13 protein-coding genes are annotated in these 13,942 nt (G+C 73.6%); 10 read left to right on the forward strand and 3 right to left on the reverse strand.

The genetic code is table 11. The annotated features are described in order from the left end of the window. Positions 1-35: 35 nt before the first annotated feature. On the reverse strand, positions 36-194 hold the full coding sequence (locus JO379_RS06230; RefSeq protein ID WP_165451491.1) for a hypothetical protein: 159 nt from the start codon (positions 192-194) through the stop codon (positions 36-38). Positions 195-387: 193 nt separating this feature from the next. On the opposite strand from JO379_RS06230, the gene JO379_RS06235 reads away from it, so the two are divergent. Further along, positions 388-819, forward strand: coding sequence for an SPW repeat protein (locus JO379_RS06235; protein WP_130876753.1), 432 nt, complete (start codon positions 388-390; stop codon positions 817-819). A 113-nt stretch (positions 820-932) separates the two neighbouring features. Here JO379_RS06235 and JO379_RS06240 read toward each other — a convergent pair whose 3' ends face one another. Then, the gene (locus JO379_RS06240) at positions 933-1,115 is read right to left on the reverse strand and encodes a hypothetical protein (protein ID WP_130876754.1); all 183 of its coding nucleotides are present in this window, start codon (positions 1,113-1,115) and stop codon (positions 933-935) included. A gap of 166 nt (positions 1,116-1,281) precedes the next feature. Between JO379_RS06240 and mdlC the strand changes: the two genes are divergently transcribed. From mdlC to JO379_RS06270, 6 genes are all read left to right on the forward strand, one after another. Then, positions 1,282-2,943, forward strand: a complete 1,662-nt coding sequence (mdlC, locus tag JO379_RS06245; RefSeq protein WP_209514287.1) for a benzoylformate decarboxylase — start codon at positions 1,282-1,284, stop codon at positions 2,941-2,943. 68 nt (positions 2,944-3,011) lie between these two features. Then, positions 3,012-4,415, forward strand: a complete 1,404-nt coding sequence (locus JO379_RS06250) for an FAD-binding oxidoreductase (protein WP_245381396.1) — start codon at positions 3,012-3,014, stop codon at positions 4,413-4,415. After that, positions 4,412-5,821 carry a cytochrome P450 gene (locus tag JO379_RS06255; protein ID WP_209514289.1) on the forward strand — a complete coding sequence of 470 codons (1,410 nt, stop codon included), beginning with the start codon at positions 4,412-4,414 and terminating at the stop codon, positions 5,819-5,821. The genes JO379_RS06250 and JO379_RS06255 overlap by 4 nt, the downstream gene beginning before the upstream one ends. Beyond that, a complete protein-coding gene (locus JO379_RS06260) occupies positions 5,818-7,257 on the forward strand; it encodes an alpha/beta hydrolase family protein (RefSeq protein ID WP_242625941.1) in 1,440 nt (479 codons plus the stop codon). The genes JO379_RS06255 and JO379_RS06260 overlap by 4 nt, the downstream gene beginning before the upstream one ends. A gap of 164 nt (positions 7,258-7,421) precedes the next feature. Next, entirely contained in the window at positions 7,422-9,209 is a 1,788-nt protein-coding gene (locus JO379_RS06265) for a peroxidase family protein (protein ID WP_130876758.1), read from the forward strand. Next, a complete protein-coding gene (locus JO379_RS06270) occupies positions 9,206-9,568 on the forward strand; it encodes a hypothetical protein (protein ID WP_130876759.1) in 363 nt (120 codons plus the stop codon). The genes JO379_RS06265 and JO379_RS06270 overlap by 4 nt, the downstream gene beginning before the upstream one ends. A gap of 107 nt (positions 9,569-9,675) precedes the next feature. Here JO379_RS06270 and JO379_RS06275 read toward each other — a convergent pair whose 3' ends face one another. Further along, positions 9,676-10,095 (reverse strand): hypothetical protein, encoded by a 420-nt coding sequence (locus JO379_RS06275; protein WP_209514290.1) that lies wholly within the window; start codon positions 10,093-10,095, stop codon positions 9,676-9,678. A gap of 168 nt (positions 10,096-10,263) precedes the next feature. On the opposite strand from JO379_RS06275, the gene JO379_RS06280 reads away from it, so the two are divergent. The 3 genes from JO379_RS06280 (at position 10,264) to JO379_RS06290 (ending at position 13,920) form a co-directional block, all read left to right on the forward strand. Further along, complete coding sequence (locus tag JO379_RS06280; RefSeq protein ID WP_130876761.1) at positions 10,264-10,938, forward strand: response regulator transcription factor; 675 nt, start codon at positions 10,264-10,266, stop codon at positions 10,936-10,938. A gap of 3 nt (positions 10,939-10,941) precedes the next feature. Continuing rightward, positions 10,942-12,453, forward strand: a complete 1,512-nt coding sequence (locus tag JO379_RS06285) for a sensor histidine kinase (RefSeq protein ID WP_209514292.1) — start codon at positions 10,942-10,944, stop codon at positions 12,451-12,453. Positions 12,454-12,564: 111 nt separating this feature from the next. After that, entirely contained in the window at positions 12,565-13,920 is a 1,356-nt protein-coding gene (locus tag JO379_RS06290) for an FtsW/RodA/SpoVE family cell cycle protein (protein WP_372449136.1), read from the forward strand. The last annotated feature ends 22 nt before the right edge of the window (positions 13,921-13,942 follow it).

A 13,942-nucleotide genomic window follows, 5' to 3' on the forward strand; every position in this document is an offset into this window, starting at 1 on the left:
ATGCGGTCCGGACCCGGTCCGGGTCGGGGCCGGGTTCAGTCCATGCCGCGGACGATGTGCGGCTCGCTGTCGTCCTCGTCACGGACGGTGCTGCCCAAGGGCTCCGTCAGCTCCGTCCGGCCGGGTAACGGTCCCGGTGTCCGGTCCCCCGCCCGGCCCGCGCTCTGCTCCTGCTGTCCCTCGCGACGCTCCATCGTGGTTTTCCCCCTTTTCATCCCCCTGTGACCCGCCGGTCTCCCGACGGCCTCTTCTTGCGGCTCCCCCGTTCCCTCACTCCCAAACAGGCGTCAGGGGGTGGTGTTGTCTACGCCATCAGGGTGGAAATTGGGGCAATTGAGGTTAAAATACAGCCAGGTGGCACTCAAGTAGGGAAAGAAGGTGGCCGACGTGAGCGCTCCTACGTCGCCCCGTATCGACCAGCACCCGGACCTCCTGGCGCTCCGCGCGCACTCGGAGGAAACCACCGCGACACCCACCGCACAGGGCGTCGAAGCCCTCGCCTTTATGTGTGGCGTCTATCTGGCCGCCTCACCATGGATTGTCGGATTCAACGGCTCAACGACCCTGGCCATCACCAACCTGATCGCCGGTGCGGCCTTCGCTTGTCTGCTCGGCGGCTTCGGGTCGGCGTATGAGCGTACGCACGCGATGAGCTGGGCCGCGCTGTGCATAGCCGCGTGGACGATCGTCGCGCCCTGGGTCGTGGCGGGCAACGTCGACACCACCCGGGCCATCGTCAGCAACATCATCGTCGGTGGCGTGGCCCTCCTGTGCTCCCTCGCCCTCGCGGGGCTGGGAATGAGCAGATCCAGGCGCTGACCACCGGACCACAGGAGACCGAACCCACCGCACCGACCGGACGGCGGGAGGCGGCCGCCGAGGGACGGCCCGCCTCCCGCCGTCGCGTCCGCGTCCGGGCGCGGGACGACGCCTCAGCCGGTCCCGGCCGCCTGCCCGGGTTCGACCGCGTCGAGCGGGCGGTCGGCGCGGGGGTCGGAGAGGGTGTCGACGGGCCAGTCGGCCGGCCGCTCCGGCGGCATCCCGCGCAGGCGCTCACGGAGGCGTCTGTCCATGTCGTGACGGATCCGCTGGATGACTTCGTCCAAGTCGGGCATACCGGCGACCGTAGGACCCGCAGACCGGTCGGACCGGGCGGAAAAGCAGGTTTTCACTCCTGCGGATGAATACTGAGCTGATCTTCGGCTGTCATGGCTTTGCCGGGCGGGAAGTGGCAATGCTCCCCTCTCCCAACCGGCCCACCGACCCCAAGAGGTGCGAGGCATGACGACCGTACGCGCAGCCACTTTTGAGCTGTTGCGGTCCCGTGGAGTGACGACGGTGTTCGGCAATCCGGGCTCCACGGAACTCCCCTTCCTCCAGGACTTCCCCGACGACTTCCGGTACGTGCTCGGTCTCCAGGAAGCCGTCGTCGTCGGGATGGCCGACGGGTACGCGCAGGCCACCGGCGGGACCGCCCTGGTCAATCTCCACACGGCTCCCGGCGTCGGCAACGCCATGGGCGCCATCATCACCGCGGCCGCCAACCACACGCCCATGGTGGTGACCGCCGGGCAGCAGGTCCGCGCCATGATGACCATGGAGGCGCTGCTGACCAACGTGGACGCCACCGTCCTGCCCCGTCCGGCCGTGAAGTGGGCCTACGAACCACCGCGCGCGCAGGACGTGCCGGCGGCGCTGGCCCGGGCCTTCCACTTGGCCGAGACCGCGCCGCGCGGCCCGGTGTTCCTGTCGCTGCCGATGGACGACTTCGACGTGGAGCTGGACGAGGCGGAGTACGCGGGGGCGCTGGCCGCGGCGCGCCGCCGGGTCCACGACGGCACCGCGGCCGCCGCGCCCGCCGTGCAGGACCTCGCCCGACGGCTGGCGGAGGCCGCCAATCCGGTGCTGGTGACCGGTGGCGCGATCGACGCCGAAGGGGCCTGGGAGGCGGCCGTCGCGCTCGCCGAGCACCGGCGGCTGCCGGTGTGGGCCTCGCCCATCGAGGGCCGGGTCGGCTTCCCCGAGGACCATCCCCTCTACCAGGGCGTCCTGCCACCGGCCCTCGCGCCGCTGGCGCAGACCCTGGCCGGACACGATCTGGTGCTGGTGGTGGGGGCGCCCGTCTTCCGCTACTACCCCTATGTGCCCGGCCCGGTGCTGCCGGACGGCGCGGAGCTGGTGCTGCTCACCAGCGACCCCGACGAGGCGGCGCGGGCACCCGTCGGCGACGCCCTCGTCGCGGGGCTGCGGCCCACCCTGGAGCTGCTGACGGAGGTGCTGGAGAAGAAGGGCGGCGGCGACGGCCCGGCGGACGCGGCCGCGGGGGTGACGACGGCGCCCACGGTGGCGGAGACCGGGCCCGGAGCGCAGAGCGCCCCGGCCGCCGACCCGGCCCCCGAGCCGATGTCCGCGGTGGACGCCCTCGCGGCCGTCGCGAGTGCCGCCCCGCCCGAGACCGTGTGGGTCAACGAGTCGCCCTCCAACGTCCAGGCCTTCCGCGACCATGTGCGCATCGACCGGCCGGGGTCCTTCCTGATGACCACCGGCGGCGGTCTGGGCTTCGGTCTCGCGGCGGCGGTGGGCGCCCGGCTCGGCCGGCCGGACCGGCCCGTGGTGGCGCTCGTCGGTGACGGTTCCGCCCAGTACGCGATCACCGCGCTGTGGACGGCGGCCGCCTACCGCGTCCCGGTCACCTTCGTGATCCCGGCCAACCGGGAGTACGCGATCCTCAAATGGTTCGGCCGCTTCGAGAACACCCCAGGGGTGCCCGGTCTGGACATCCCCGGCATCGACCTGTGCGCCCTGGCCCGGGGCTACGGGGTCCCCGCGCACCGCGCCACGGACGCCGCGCACCTCGCCGAGCTGGTCGCGGCCGCCACCACATCGCCGGACGGGCCGGTGCTCATCGTGGCGCCCATCACCACCGTTCCCCCCACCCTGTGACCGCGCTCCCTCCTCGACTTCTTCTTCACACCGCCTCGTAAGCGGCCCCCCACCGCATGGAGTTGCCGATGACCGTAACCGTCGAGAATCCCCTCCTCACCGCCCTGGGCGAGACCCTGCCCCCCGGATCCGTACTGACCGGCGAAGCCGAACTCGACCTGCACACCAGGGATTCCGCGCCGTTCAGCGAGGCGGGCAGACCCGCCGCCGTGGTCTGCCCCGACACCATCGAGCAGGTCCAGCACGTGGTCCGCACGGCGCGGGCCTACGGGGTGCCCGTCGTGCCGCAAGGCGCCCGCACGGGCCTCGCCGGGGCCGCCAACGCCGTCGACGGCTGTGTGGTGCTGTCCATGGTCCGGATGAACCGCGTCCTGGAGATCGACACCGCGAACCGGCTGGTGCGCTGCGAGCCCGGGGTCGTCACGGCCGACCTCGCCGCGGCCGTCGCCGAGCGGGGCCTGTGCTACCCGCCGGACCCGGCCTCCTGGGAGACCTGCACGATCGGCGGGAACATCGCCACCGGGGCCGGCGGCCTGTGCTGTGTGAAGTACGGGGTCACCGCCGACTACGTCCTCGGGCTGACCGTCGTGCTCGCCGACGGCGAGGTGCTGCGCGTCGGCCGGCGCACCGTCAAGGGCGTCGCCGGATACGACCTCACCCGGCTGTTCGTCGGCTCCGAGGGCACCTTGGGCATCATCGTCGAGGCGACCCTGGCGCTGCGCCCGCCGCAGCCGCCCGCCGTGGCGCTGCTGGCCCAGTTCCCGTCCGCCTCGGACGCGGGCGAGGCGGTGGCCGCGATCATCCGTGAGGGCCACATCCCCTCCGCGCTGGAGCTGATGGACCGCACCACCACCGAGGCGGTCGCCGCGCTCGGCCATCCGCTGCTGGCCGGGCACGCCGCGGCCACGCTGATCGTGGCGAGCGACGCGCCCGACGCCGCCGAGCAGGTGCGGGCGATGGCCGCGCTCTGCCGGTCGGCGAAGGCGCTGTCCGTCAGCGCCGCCGCCGACGAGCGGGAGTCCAAGGAGGTGCTGGAGGCGCGGCGGATGGTGCTGCCGGCGCTCGGCGCCCGGGCCGCGGCGCTCTCCGGTGACGTGACGGCGTTCATCGAGGACGTCGCGGTGCCGCGCGCCGCGCTGGCCACCCTCATCGACCGGATCGAGCTGATCGCCGACGAGTACGACCTCTACATCTCCACCGTCGGGCACGCGGGGGACGGCAATCTGCACCCGACCGTCATCTTCGACCGCTCCGACCCGGACGCGGTCCGGCGCGCCAAGGAGGCGTACGACGCCATCATGGCCGCCGGGCTGGAGCTGGGCGGCACCATCACCGGCGAGCACGGCGTCGGCGTCCTCAAGCGCGACTGGCTGGCCCGTGAACTGCCGCCCCGCAACCTGCGGTTGCAGCGGGACGTCAAACGGCTGCTCGACCCCGAGGGGCTGCTCAACCCGGGGAAGGTGCTGGCATGAGCGACACGATCGACGCCCCGGGGATCGGTGAGCGGCGCGCCGCACTGCCGACCGCGTCCCGGAGCGAGAACCTCCGGCTCACCCTTGTCTATTTCCTTCCCACTTACCTCAAGGGCGCCTTCCGTGCCCGTCCCCGTATCGCCGCGCTCGTCGCCCGGACCGACCCCGCCCGGCGCGGCCTGGAGCTGATGCGCCGGATGCGCCGCCGGCACGGCCGCGGCCCGGTCCTGGTGCGCGGCACCTCCGGGCCGACCCTGCTGGTCCTGGACCCCGAGGACGCCAAACAGGTGCTGGCGGGCCCCGTCGAGGTGTACGCGGTGGACACCTGGGAGAAGGTCAGCGGCTTCGCGGCCGTGCAGCCCGAGACGCTCGTCGCCTCGCACGGCGGGCAGCGCGCGGCGCGGCGGGCGTTCAACGACGCGGTGCTGGACGCGGGGTGTCCCGTGCACCGGCTCGCGGACCACTTCCTGCGGGTCGTGGGCGAGGAGGCGGCGGCCCTGCTGGGGCCCCGGGCGGTGGAGGGCCTGCGGCCGGACGACATCCGCGAGCGGTTCGAGCGGGCGGGGCGGCGCTGCTTCCTGGGCGAGGCCGCCGCGGACGACGTGGAGTACTCCCGGCTGCTCGGTCTGCTGCTGGCCGAGGCCAATTGGATGGGCGCCCGACGCTGGCGCACCGGGCGTACCCGCAGGATCCGGCGGCGGCTGATGCAACGCCAGGCCCGCTATCTGGCCGACGCCGACCCGCGCAGCCTGGCCGGGCTGTTCGGCAGCGCGCCCCGGGGGCCGGAGACCGCGCCCGAGGCCCAGGTCGCCCACTGGTTCATGGCGCTCGGCGTGGTGCACGCGGCGGCCCTCCAGACCCTGTCCCTGCTCGCCTCGCACCCCGTGCAGTACGAGCGTGCGCTCGCGGAGACCGAGTCGGCCGACCGGGCGCACGGGCCGCGCACGGCGGCGGGGTTCGAGGCCATGCCGTACGTCCGTGCCTGTGTGCAGGAAGCGGCGCGGCTGTGGCCGCCGGTGTCCAGTCTGATGCGGCGCACCACGGCCGAGACCCGCTGGCGCGACGCGGTGGCGCCGGGGGGCGTCAATGTGCTGGTGCCCGCCGGGTTCCACGCGCGGGACGGCGAACGGATCGACTACGCGCACCGGTTCGCACCGGAGAAGTGGCTGGACGGCACGGCCGAGCGGGACTGGGCCGTCAGCCCCTTCAGCCGGGGCGAGGCCCAGTGCAGCGGCATGGAGCTGGGCCTCCAGCTGGCCACCGGCTTCGTCGCCGAGTTCCTGCGCGCCGGGGAGCTGGCCGTGGCCGGCCCGCGGCTGAGCCCCGACCGGCCGCTGCCGCACACCTTCGACGCGGCACGGCTGCGCATCGGGGTCCGCTCCCGCCGGCCGGCGGAGGGCGTATGACCACCGACAGCGAAGCGCCCGTCGGCACGCGGGGCGCCACGGACGGCCCGGACGCTTCCGAGGGCTGCGGGTCCCCTTCCGAGGGCTGCCCCGAGGGGGTGGACACCGCCTCGCTCGCGGCCGTCGCCCGCATGCTGGGCGAGGTGGCCGGGGTGATCCGTGAGGCGGGCCGTACGGTCACGGCGATCGCCACGGACCCGCAGCTGGCGGCCTCGCTCGGCCGCTCGCCCCGCACCGGGGTGCGCGCGGTGCGGGCCCTCGCCCGGACCCTCACCGAACCGGCCGGGCTGGGCTACGCCCCGGACGGCGGGCGGGTGGGCCGGGCCGCCTGGCTGGGCGGGGTGCTCACCAGCCGGGAGAATCTCGCGGTCGCGGTGGCGGTCACCTCGCTCAAGCTGCGGATCCGGCTGTGCGCGGTGCGGCACCCGGAATTCATCGAGGACGGGCCGGTGCGGCGGCTGCTGGGGGCCATCGAGGCCGACCGGCAGACCCAGGCGCTGCGGGTCTTCCACCGGGCGGTGCGCGCGGACGGCGCCGAGCGGGCCCTGGCCGCGCTCGCCCCCTCGCTCACCGAGGTCATGGCGTGGAACGCGCTGGTGGACGAGAACCCGTTCAACGACGCGGCGGCCTGGTGCATCGTCACCGGCTCCCGGGCCGAGGGCGATCCGCTGCTGGGCACGGGCATCGGGGCCTGGGCCCGCTGGGACCGGGGCGCGGGCCGGGCCGTGGCCGAGCCGCCGGATCCGGCCCTGCTCGCCGCCCTGGACGACGGCGGCGGCATCAGCGCGCATCTGCGGAACCTGACCGCGATCGGCAACGACGGCCGGATGATCATCCAGCGGGTCACCGGCCCGGACGGCGTCACCCGCTATCTGGTGCTGCTGGCCGGCATGGCCTTCGGTCTGCCCCGCAACGCCACTCCGCAGGATCTGGTGGGCGCCGTCACCGCGGTGGGCCGCAACGACTCGCCGTACACCCGGGCCGTCCGCAAGGCCGTCGCCCAGACCGTGCCCGAAGGGGCGTCGATCGCGCTGATCGGGCACAGCCAGGGCGGCATCGCGGCCATGAATCTGACGGAGATCCCGGAGGTCAACCAGAAATGGCGGCTGACGCACGTCGTCGCCGTCGGCTCGCCCATCGACTTCAAACGCCCCCGCGACCCCGAGACCCGCGTCGTCAGCCTCGTCAACGAGCACGATGTGGTGCCCAATCTGGAGGGCCGCAGTCCGGTGTCGGTCTTCCCGGTGCCCGCGGACTGGCTGGAGATCACCTGGGTGGACCCCGCGCACGACTTCCCGCAGTGCCACAACGTGGGCGTCTACGCGCAGAGTCTCGACGAGGTCGTCCCCGAGGCGCGCGACCGGGTGGACGCCCTGCTCGCCCCGTACCGGGGGGTCGTGGAGGAGACCGTCGTCTTCCGCCTCCACGACCGCTGACCCACGCCCGCCGATCCCTGTTCACGCCCATGCCCGCTGATCCGTGCCACGCCCAGGCCCAGGCCCGCCGATCCACGCCCGCTGATCCATGCCCGTTGATCCCTGCCCCCACCCGCCGGCACCCCTCACGTACGCCGGCACCCCGAGTCCTGGAGAGATGTTTGATGCCCCCGGTACCGCGGCCCCGTCGCGAGTGGCACTCGATGCCCTTCCCGCTGGCGCTGCTGGAGATCAGGAAGCAGCGGGAGCTGCTGCGCGCGCACAATCTGCACGACACCTACGGCGCCGGTGGCGAGCGCCCGCGCAAGCCGACACCCGAGCTGCTGCCGTACCGCAGCTACGACGGGTCCGGCTATGACCCGGACGATGTCGACATGGGCAGGGCGGGCACCCGCTTCGACCGCAACTGCGCACTGCCGGATACCTTCCCGGACGCCGAGGACGACGGCCTGTTCGCGCCCAGCCCGCGCGAGGTCAGCAGGCGGCTGCTGGCGCGCCGCGCGGGCTTCCGCCCGGCACCCACGCTCAACATGCTGGCCGCGGCCTGGATCCAGTTCCAGAACCACGGGTGGTTCAGCCACGGCGACAACAAGACCGTCGAGCCGCTGGAGGTCCCGCTCGCCGCGGACGACGACTGGCCGCGCTGCCCGATGATGGTGCGCCGCTCACGCCCCGACCCGGTCGCCCACACCGACGGGGACCGGCCGCCGACGTACGAGAACACCGTCACGCACTGGTGGGACGGCTCGCAGATCTACGGTTCGAGCGAGGCGCAGTGCCGGGCCCTGCGCACCGGCGAGGCCGGCAAACTCCACGTCGAGAAGGGCAGATTGCCCGACGAGACCACCGAGGGTCTCTCCGGCATCGACGCCACCGGCTTCAACGACAACTACTGGGTCGGGCTGTCCCTGCTGCACACGCTGTTCGCCAAGGAGCACAACGCGATCTGCGACCGCATCGCCGCCGTGCACCCTACCTGGGGCGACGAGCGGTTGTTCCACACGGCGAGACTCGTCAACACCGCCGTCTTGGCGAAGATCCACACGGTGGAGTGGACCCCGGCGATGATCGACCAGCGGGTGACGCGGGCGGCGATGCACCTCAACTGGTACGGGGTGCTGCCCGCCCGGCTGCGCCGCAACGTACGGCGGTTCGGCAAGGGCGAGGCGCTCTTCGGCATCCTCGGCGGCCCCACCGACCATCACACCGCCCCGTTCTCGATGACCGAGGAGTTCGTCAGCTCCTACCGGCTGCACCCGCTCATCCGCGACGAGTACGAGATCCGCTCCCACCGCACGGGCGAGCTCATCGAACGGACGGGTTTCGATCCGCTCCAGGCGCTGGCCACCCGGGAGGCGGTGGACCGCTGGGGCTGGTCCGACCTGTTCTACTCCTTCGGCACCATGAACCCCGGGGCCATCGCCCTGCACAACCACCCCGACTGTCTGCGGGACCTCGCCCGGATCTCCGGGGAGCATGTCGACGTCGGCACGGTGGACGTCCTGCGCGACCGCGAACGGGGCGTCCCGCGCTACGCCGCCTTCCGCACGGCGCTGCACCGTCCGCCGGTGACCTCCTTCGAGGACCTCACCGGCGGGAACGCCGGGCAGGCCGCCGAGCTGCGGGAGGTCTACGACGGGCGGCTGGACCGCGTCGACACGATGGTCGGCATGTACGCCGAACGCAAGCCCCGGGGTTTCGCGTTCAGCGACACCGCGTTCCGGGTCTTCGTGCTGATGGCGTCCCGGCGGCTGAAGAGCGACCGCTTCTTCACCTCCGACTACCGGCCGGAGGTCTACACCCCCGAGGGCCTGGAGTGGATCGACCGCACGGGGATGTGCGACGTCCTGCTGCGCCACCACCCGGAGCTCGCCCCGGCGCTGGAGGGGGCACGGAACGCCTTCGCGCCCTGGACGGCGCTGCGGCCGAAGCCACGGGGGGTGAACCGGTGAGCCGGGACCACCGCGAGGAACAGGGCGGAGCCGTCGGAGCGAACGGCGCGGACGACCTCGACGGGGCCGCCGACGGCGTCTCCTTCGCCGGGATCGCGCCCTGGTCGCAGCCCGTGCACGCCCAGGCGGGCCGGCTGCGGGAGCAGGCGGCCCGGCTCCGCGAGGGCGCGGCGGCGGTGTCGCTGCCCGGCGCCGAGGGTGCCGCCCTGCGGCGGCGGATTCTCGGACACGCGGCCCGCGCCGAGTCGGCGGCGCGTTCCCTGGACCGGACGGCCGACGCCCTGTTCGCCCACGAGGCAGTGCTCACCGCGCTCGCCACGCGCCGCCGGGAGACGGGGGGAGCGACGCACCTCGGGTGACGGACGGGCTTGCTGTGCTCTGTCCTCAATCGCCGGACGGGCTCGCTATGAGCCCGTCCGGCGATTGAGGACGCGCCCGCAGGGCGCGGGCCGAACCGCCGGCCGGCCTAGGCGTCGACGAGCGCGCCCTCGGCCGGTCGCGCGGTCCCCGGCTCCGCCGTCCGTTTCGCGTACCAGCGGTCGCCGCGCCGCTCGGCCATGCCGTACGCGGCGAGTCCGTTGACGTGCTTGAGGACGGTGCGCGCCTGGTAGCCCACGGCCGCGCACAGTTCGTCGACCGAAGCCCCCTCGACGCCGGACGCCCGCAGCCCCTCCCAGGTGCGGGCCTCGTGCCGGCCGAGATCCGGTGTCCCTGCGGAGACCACCACGCGCGGCTCGGCACGGGGTTCGGGCCGGGTCTCGGCGTGGGATTCGGCTCGGGATTCGGCTCGCGGCTCGGCGCGGGACGGTCCCGGGCTGGACGAGCCGACCGGGCGGGGGGTGCGGTTGACCTTGCGGTGTCTACGGCCCTTCTGGCGTTTGCTCATGGCTGATCCACTGCTCCCGTCCTGCTGGCGGCTCCTGCTGTCTGAAGGCGTCAACTCGGCCCGGCGCCGCCCGGTTACGGTAATTCCACCAGGTGTGCGAAAAATGACGCACAGTGATGCCTTGGTCCCCAGACTTCCCGGCATACCGGATATGTGAGGCTGGGGGGCGTGCGCATATTGATGGTCGAGGACGAGGTGGGGCTCGCCGACTCGCTGCGGCGGGGGCTGGGCGCCGAGGGGCACCGGGTGGACGTCGTCCACGACGGACACCGCGGGCTGGAGGCGGCACTGTCCGGGGCGTACGACGCCATCGTGCTCGATGTGATGCTGCCCGGCCTCAGCGGCTACGAGATCTGCGCACGGCTGCGCAGGCTCGGCCAGTGGACGCCGGTGCTGATGCTCACCGCGAAGGACGGCGAGTACGACGAGGCCGAGGGGCTCGACGCGGGGGCGGACGACTATCTGTCCAAGCCGTTCTCGTTCGTCGTGCTGCTGGCCAGGCTGCGGGCCCTGGGCCGTCGCCGGGGCGCGGAAACCACCACCCTCCGGGCCGGGGACCTCGTTCTGGACATCGCCGGGCGGCTCTGCCGCCGGGGTGACCAGGAGATCGAGCTGACCGCGCGCGAGCTGTCGGTGCTGCGGTACCTGATGGCGAGCGCGGGGCAGGCGGTGGCCAAACGGGACATCCTCGACGAGGTGTGGGACTCCCCCGCCGGGACCGACCCGAACATCGTGGAGGTCTACGTCTCCTCGCTGCGCAAGAAGATCGACGCCCCCTTCGGCCGCCACGCGATCGTGACCGTCCACGGCACGGGCTACCGGCTCGCGCCCGACGGCGGCTGACGCATGAGCCGCCCCACGCCCCGGCGGGGCCGCTCGCGGCTGCTGCCCCGTACGGTCCGGGGCCGGTCCGCGGCGGCCGCGGCGCTGGCCATGGCGCTGGTCCTCGCGGGCGGCGGCGGCTGGCTGTACGCGATCCTGCGCACCAACCTGCTGGACAACGCCAACGGCCGCACGGAACTCGCCGCCCGCGAGGTGGCGGCCCTGGCGGACGCCGGCCCGCTGCCGTCCCTGCTGCCCGCGCCCCGGTCGGGCGTCGACATGGTCCTCGTCCTCGATCCGCGCGGCAAGGTGGTCGCCACCAGCCGGCCCTCGGCCGAGCCCCTCGCCCGCGCGTTCGCGGATCTGCGCCCGCAGCCGGGGCAGGACGCCGCCTCGAAGGTCCTGTGCTGCTCCCCGGCCATGGGCGGGGAGCGCGGTGACGTCGTCGTGGTCCGGGCGAGCCCGGTGCCGGGCGAGGAGCGCTACGTCTACGCGCTGACCGTGCTCAACGACGTCGACGACGCCACGCACGCCATCGCGCTCGGCCTGCTCGGCGGCGCCCCGCCGCTCATCGCCCTCGCCGCCGCCATCGCCTGGGCGGTGACCGGGCTGGCGCTGCGGCCGGTCACCGCGATCCGCACCGAGCTGGCCGCCGTCACCGCCAGCGAGCTGGGCCGACGGGTGCCGGACCCGGCGGGCGGGGACGAGGTGGCGGCGCTGGCCCGTACGGTCAACGCCACCCTGGACCGGCTGGAGCAGGCGGTCGCCCGGCAGCGACAGTTCGTCGCCGACGCCTCCCACGAGCTGCGCAACCCCGTCGCCGCGGTGCGCTCGCAGCTGGAGGTGGCGCTGGCCGCCGCGGCCCGGCCCGGCCACCGGGCGGACTGCGCGACCGATTGCCCGACGGACGGTGCCGTCGAATGCCCGACGGCCGGATGCCCGACGAGCGGGGCCGTGCGGGCCGCGCTGGCCGACACCGTACGACTGCAGCACATCGCCGCGGACCTGCTGCTCCTCGCCCGGCTCGACGCCCGGGTGCCGACCGGGGCCGGCGAGCCGGTGGACCTGGCGCTGCTGGCCGCCGAGGAGGCCGCCCGGCGGGCGGCGACCCGCGTACCGCTGACGGTGACCGCTGATCTGCCGGCGCCGATGCGCGGCCGGACCGGGCAGCTGGAGCGGCTGCTGGCCAACCTCGTGGACAACGCGCTGCGGCATGCCGCCTCACAGGTGGAGGTGCGCGCGTTCCTCGACGGGACGGCGGGGCAGGCGGTGCTGGAGGTCACGGACGACGGGCCGGGGATCGCCGCGGACCAGCGCGAGCGGGTCTTCCAACGCTTCGTCCGGCTGGACGCCGCGCGGGACCGGGAGAGCGGCGGCAGCGGCCTCGGGCTGGCCATCGCCCGGGAGATCGCGCACGCCCACGGCGGGAGCCTGGTGGTGGCCGCCGGGGGCGGCGGGGCACGGCTGGTGGCCCGCTTCCCGCTGCCGGACGGACATCCGGGAAAACCGGCCACGGCACGGCCCGCGGGTTCCTGAAGGAACCTTCAGAACCCTCAGGTTTCCTTCAGGCCGTGCCGTCCATGATTCATGAGTGTGACCGTGGATTCCGTACACGTGGGGGACAGCGACGACAGCCGGGCCCCCGAGGTGCCGTCCGCGGCACCACGGCGGCGACGCCGCAGCGAGGCACTGCTGCTGGGCTTCGCCGTCCTCATCAGCTGCTTCGGCTACGCCAGCACCGGGCTGGCCCTCGACGGGGCCGTCCCGGAGGGGTTTCCCGGGTTCGCCGTCAGCATGGCCGCCCTGGCGCTGGTACCGCATCTGGTGGTGCGCCGCTACGCCCCGTACGCCGATCCGCTGATCCTGCCCCTGGCGACGCTGCTCTCCGGCTTCGGACTGGTGCTGCTGTACCGGCTGGACCCCGCGTACCGGGCGGCGTACAAATCCGAAACGACCGCCCCCGGCCAGCTCATGTGGTCCGTCATCGGCGTCGCCGTCTGTGTCGGCGTGCTGCTGGTACTGCGGGACCACCGCCGGTTGCAGCGCTACATCTACGTCCTGATGGCCGTGGCGCTGGTGCTCCTGATGGCACCGGCGTTCTTCCCCGGCGACAGCTACGGCGCCAAGCGGTGGATCCTGCTGGGGCCGCTGTCGCTGCAACCCGGTGAATTCGTCAAGACCATCATCGCGGTGTTCTTCGCGGGCTATCTGGTCACCCACCGGGACGCCCTGGCGCTCACCGGCCGCCGGGTCCTCGGGGTGCGGCTGCCACCGGGACGGCAGCTCGGGCCGATCCTGGGCGTCTGGGCGCTGAGCCTGCTGGTGCTGGTCTTCGAGCGGGACCTCGGCACCTCGCTGATCTTCTTCGGGCTGTTCGTGGTGATGCTCTACACCGCCACCGAGCGCCTCAGCTGGGTGCTGGTCGGACTGTCGATGGCCGTCGTGGGAGCCGGCGTCGTGGGCTCCATCGAACCGCACGTCAAGGGGCGCATCGTCGCCTGGCAGCACCCGTTCGCGGTGTATCTGCCGAAGGACCGGCAGCCGCCGGGCACGGGCTCCGACCAGCTCGCCCAGGCCCTGTTCGGCTTCGGCAGCGGCGGCGTCACGGGCACCGGCCTGGGCCGTGGCCACCCCGAACTCATCGGCTTCGCAGGCCGCAGCGACTTCATCCTCACCACGGTCGGGGAGGAGCTCGGGCTCGCCGGGACGATGGCGGTGATCCTGCTCTACGCGCTGCTCGTCCAGCGCGGGCTGAGCGTGGCGCTGCGCTCGCACGACCGGTTCGGCAAACTGCTGGCGGTGGGGCTCGCGGCGGCGCTGGCGCTCCAGGTCTTCGTGGTGGCGGGCGGTGTCATGGGCCTCATCCCGCTCACCGGCAAGGCGCTGCCGTTCCTCGCCAAGGGCGGCTCGTCCCTCGTCGCGAACTGGCTGATGGTGGCCCTGCTGATCAGAATCAGCGACGGCGCCGGGCGCGACCGCGAAACGGCCGGGGCCCTCGCTTGAGGCCGGTCGCTTGAGGCCACCG

The sequence above is a fragment of the Streptomyces syringium genome, from assembly GCF_017876625.1.
In the GTDB taxonomy this organism is placed as follows: Bacteria; Actinomycetota; Actinomycetes; order Streptomycetales; family Streptomycetaceae; genus Streptomyces; species Streptomyces syringius.